Below are 4,725 nucleotides of genomic sequence, written 5' to 3'. Positions count from 1 at the left end.
TAACCTGAACCTGATCTTGATTAACCGAGACATATTTGCGGATAACTTCAAGTATTTCTTGCTGAAGCATGGGCAGATAATCAGGTTGTTCCCGCTGGCCTCGCTCGTGAGCGACGATTATTTGTAAGCGTTCCTTTGCTATCGAAGCGGTGTTCTTCTTGGTGCTCTTAAAATAATCTAGAAAACTCATGCTGTCGCAGTCCCCTTAAACATGCGCTTGAAGAAGCCTTTCTTTTCAGCGGATAGGAAACGGTGCGGCACTTCCTTGCCTAGCAGGCGCTCTACGGCATCGTCGTAAGCTTGTCCTGCATCTGTTGTTTGGTCGTGAATAACCGGCACGCCTGAATTAGAAGAGGAAAGTACGGCCGGCGATTCTGGGATCACACCAAGCAGCTTAATAGCTAGAATGTCTTTGACGTCTTCTACGCCCAGCATCTCGCCTTTCTCTACACGTGTTGGGTTGTAGCGAGTAAGCAGCAAATGCTCTTTGACAGATTCGCCTTGTTCTGCGCGTCGGGATTTGCTCTGGAGTATTCCGAGTATGCGGTCTGAGTCGCGCACTGATGATACTTCTGGGTTGGTAACAACGATGGCTTCGTCAGCAAAATAGAGCGCCATTTGGGCGCCGTGCTCGATACCGGCAGGCGAGTCACAAATAATGAAGTCGAAGCGCTCTGATAGCTCGTTAAGAACGCGTTCTACTCCATCCTGCGTGAGTGCATCTTTGTCGCGCGTTTGCGAAGCAGGGAGGATGTATAAATTCTCGTTGTGCTTGTCTTTTATGAGAGCTTGGTTGAGTGTCGCCTCGTTGTTAATGACATTTACGAAGTCGTATACCACTCGGCGTTCACAATTCATAATGAGGTCAAGGTTACGCAAGCCTACATCAAAATCGATGACAACGGTTTTATGCCCTTTCAGCGCCAAACCTGTAGAGATAGATGCACTGCTGGTCGTTTTTCCGACTCCGCCTTTGCCTGACGTGATAACAATTATCTTAGCCAATGTTTTATTCCCGTGTTGCTATGTTGTTTGAAGAAGGGCATTTTCTGATGCTCTCCTCGGGTGCTCTTTTTTGGCACCTTTGACTTTAAAGAGTATTAATACTCCAGTTCTTTAAATTTTAGTGATTCGTCTTCAAGATACACTTGGCAAGGTTTGCCGAGCGCAGAGCTTGGAATGTCTTCGCTAATTTTGTATTGCCCTGCAACTGAAACGAGTTCAGCGGCCATGCTGTGACAAAAGACGCGTGCTGACGTATTGCCTTTAACTCCGGCCAGAGCGCGTCCGCGAAGGGTTCCGTATACATGAATGTTGCCATCAGCCAGAATTTCAGCACCTGCGCTGACTGAAGCTAAAATGATTAAGTCGCCATCGGCTGCATATACTTGCTGCCCGGAGCGAATAGGATGCTGAATAACTTTGCTTGCTTGCACGATGGTTTGTGCTTCTGGCGCTGGAGCCGGTTCTGGTGCGGCGAGTTCATCGCTGTCGTATGCCGGGCTCTTCTCTTTCTGCTTTGCCAGTATTCCCAAATCAAATGCTCTGGCCTGTTCTTGAAGCTCAAGGCTCGCACCGCGAACGCCGATCGCTTTTACAGAGTGTGCCTTACATATTCTAAGCAGTTGTTCGAAATCCAGTGATGACGAGGCGTACTTTTCGAGGCCTATAACGACGGGCAAATTCTCAAAAAAGCCAGGGGCTTGTGCGACTTTGGCAGAAAGTTCTTGTTCAAAATGTGCTGGATCGAAGTCAGAGATCTCGAGTGCGGTCATTGGTGCAAGAGACGCTTTTAGTTTTATGCTTGGTGCTTTGTTGCTGCTCTCTTGTTCCACATGCACTGAAGGTGCTGCGTCAGTATCTACGCTCGTAGTCATTGTCACCCTAATCATCGAATTTTGTTGTTATATGTGCTGTGCCGAACGCCTTGCCTGCCAAGGCTTTAAGAACATTCAAGGCTTCCTTTGATCAGAATCATATCATGAGCAATACACAGAATCTTGTATTTTCAAGCTGACTTTTTAGTAATGTAATGCTTCGCGGGATACCGCGATGAACGCTTATAAAATTTACTTATATAAGGGCCCTTCAAACGCCGGTATTTATGTGAGTACATTAAGAAAAGCGCATATTGCTGAATAAACCTATGCAGCATAAGGTGTGGTTCATATAATGTCGGTCATTTCTGAATCGCAACTCCAACCCTCTCTAAGGAACGCAGAGTCTTATGAGTCAAGACACTCCCAATCTCGAAGACGGTGTCGAGCAAATTTCACTTCGTGAATATACCGAAAAAGCCTATCTCGATTATTCAATGTACGTCATTCTAGATCGTGCTTTGCCGCATGTTGGTGACGGCCTTAAGCCCGTTCAGAGGCGTATTGTTTATGCGATGTCGGAGTTGGGGCTGAAATCGACTGCTAAGTACAAAAAGTCAGCCAGAACAGTGGGTGATGTGCTGGGCAAGTTTCATCCGCATGGGGACAGTGCTTGCTATGAAGCGATGGTACTTATGGCTCAGCCGTTTAGTTATCGCTACCCACTTATTGACGGGCAAGGGAACTGGGGATCTGCCGATGATCCGAAGTCCTTTGCGGCCATGCGTTATACGGAGTCTCGACTAGCCCCGTATGCGGATGTCTTGCTGTCTGAGTTGGGCCAAGGGACGGTGGATTGGGCGCCGAACTTTGACGGAACGATGGATGAGCCGAAGACCTTGCCTGCTCGTTTACCAAATCTTTTGTTGAATGGCACGACAGGCATTGCGGTCGGCATGGCGACCGATATTCCGCCTCATAATTTGCGCGAGGTAGCCAGTGCCTGCGTGCATTTACTTGATGAGCCGAAAGCACAAACGCACGATTTGATGCTGCATGTAAAAGGGCCTGATTACCCTACGCGCGCTGAGATCATTACGCCTGAGCAGGATTTGCAGCGAATCTATGAAACTGGACGTGGCTCGGTAAAAATGCGCGCTATCCATAATATGGAAAACGGCGATATTGTGGTCACCGAATTGCCACATCAAACCTCTGGCGCAAAGGTGCTCGAGCAAATTGCCGCGCAGATGCAAGCTAAGAAACTACCGATGGTCGCTGATCTTCGTGATGAATCCGATCATGAAAACCCGACGCGACTCGTGATTGTGCCGCGCTCTAACCGGGTTGATGTCGAAGCACTCATGGCGCATCTTTATGCGACCACGGATCTAGAGAAAAATTATCGCGTCAATATGAATATGATCGGTACGGATGGCCGCCCAGGCGTTAAGGATCTCCGCGAGATTCTAACAGAGTGGTTGTCGTATCGAACCGAAACAGTGACTCGTCGGCTTCAGTATCGCCTCGACAAGGTTGAGCGCAGACTGCATCTTTTAGAAGGCTTGCTGATTGCGTTTTTGAATATCGATGAGGTTATTCACATTATTCGCACGGAGGATGAGCCGAAGCAGGTGCTGATGCAGCGCTTCGATCTGACCGAAGTTCAAGCGGACTATATCCTTGATACCAAGTTAAGACAGCTTGCTCGCCTCGAAGAGATGAAGATCAAGGCTGAACAGGAAGAGCTTGAGAAGGAGCGTCAGTATCTGCTGAAAGTACTTGGTTCTAAGGCGCAGATGAAAAAGCTGATCAAGAAGGAGTTGCTCGCCGATGCAGAGAAGTATGGCGACGAGCGTCGTTCGCCCATCGTCGCCCGCAAAGAAGCCAAGGCATATACAGAAATGGATCTGGTCAGCTCAGAACCCGTCACTGTTGTGCTTTCCGAGAAAGGCTGGGTGCGTGCAGCGAAGGGGCACGATATAGATCCGAAGGGATTAAGCTATAAAGCGGGAGACGGCTTTAGTCTTGCTGCGAAGGGGCGGAGTCAGGAAGGGGTCGTTTTTCTAGACTCTACGGGGCGTGCCTACACCGTAGCGGCGCATACTTTGCCATCTGCAAGAGGGCAGGGCGAACCGTTAACGGGTAAGATTAATCCCCCTTCTGGTGCAATTTTCAAAGCGGTTTTGATGGGCAAACCTGAGCAACGATTGCTTATGATGTCGGATGCGGGTTACGGCTTTGTATCGCGTCTCGATAATCTGCAGAGCAAAAACAAAGCGGGTAAGGCCGCTCTGAGTTTGCCGAAAAATGCTGAGGTGATGCATCCGATGGTGATTCACGATCCAGAGAATCAATTGCTAGCAGCGGTAACGAACGAAGGGCGTATGTTGGTGTTTCCTGTTAAGGAGTTGCCAGAGCTTGCGAAGGGGAAAGGTAATAAGATTATCAGTATCCCTACTGCCCGAGCTCAGAGTCGGGACGAGTTAATGATTGCCGTGGCCGTGTTCTCGGAAGAAGATTTTGTGGTTATTCATTCGGGCAAGCGACATCTGAAGCTAAAATACAATGATTTGCAGCACTACGTGGGTGAGCGTGGACGTCGAGGTCAGAAGTTGCCTCGCGGTTTGCAGCGCGTTGATCGAATCGAGGTTATTCCCTCAAAGACTAAGTCAGCGGCAGACGCAGTTGAGGATGCATCGAGTGACGATAGCGATTAAGCAAAACCGTGAGTGAAGCTTGCAGCGAATAATCCATACTTATTGAAATTAAGCGAAAGGTGATATCGATTGAGTGAAATAATCTTGATTAACGTGTCTGGTAGAGACAAACCGGGCTTAACGTCTGAAATGACCAGCATTATGGCGCAATACGATATTCGTATTCTCGATATCGGTCAGGCAGTCAT

The 4,725-nt window shown here is 48.5% G+C and carries 5 protein-coding genes; 2 read left to right on the top strand and 3 right to left on the bottom strand.

The annotated features are described in order from the left end of the window. The 3 genes from minE to minC all read right to left on the bottom strand — a co-directional run. Nucleotides 1–190 (bottom strand): cell division topological specificity factor MinE (gene minE / locus A3751_RS16645; protein WP_068458053.1); only part of this gene is annotated, 190 nt, incomplete at its 3' end. Beyond that, a complete protein-coding gene (gene minD / locus A3751_RS16640) occupies nucleotides 187–1,005 on the bottom strand; it encodes a septum site-determining protein MinD (protein ID WP_068458051.1) in 819 nt (272 codons plus the stop codon). The genes minD and minE, both read right to left, overlap by 4 nt. 95 nt (nucleotides 1,006–1,100) lie before the next feature. Then, complete coding sequence (minC, locus tag A3751_RS16635) at nucleotides 1,101–1,877, bottom strand: septum site-determining protein MinC (protein WP_068458049.1); 777 nt, start codon at nucleotides 1,875–1,877, stop codon at nucleotides 1,101–1,103. Between the two features lie 350 nt (nucleotides 1,878–2,227). On the opposite strand from minC, the gene parC reads away from it, so the two are divergent. Further along, on the top strand, nucleotides 2,228–4,537 hold the full coding sequence (gene parC / locus A3751_RS16630; RefSeq protein WP_068458046.1) for a DNA topoisomerase IV subunit A: 2,310 nt from the start codon (nucleotides 2,228–2,230) through the stop codon (nucleotides 4,535–4,537). A 69-nt stretch (nucleotides 4,538–4,606) separates the two neighbouring features. Further along, on the top strand, nucleotides 4,607–4,725 hold a 119-nt coding region (locus A3751_RS23745), incomplete at its 3' end, for an ACT domain-containing protein (RefSeq protein WP_156492560.1).

Source organism: Oleiphilus sp. HI0080, assembly GCF_001635135.1.
This window is presented reverse-complemented; position numbering and strand designations above follow the sequence as displayed.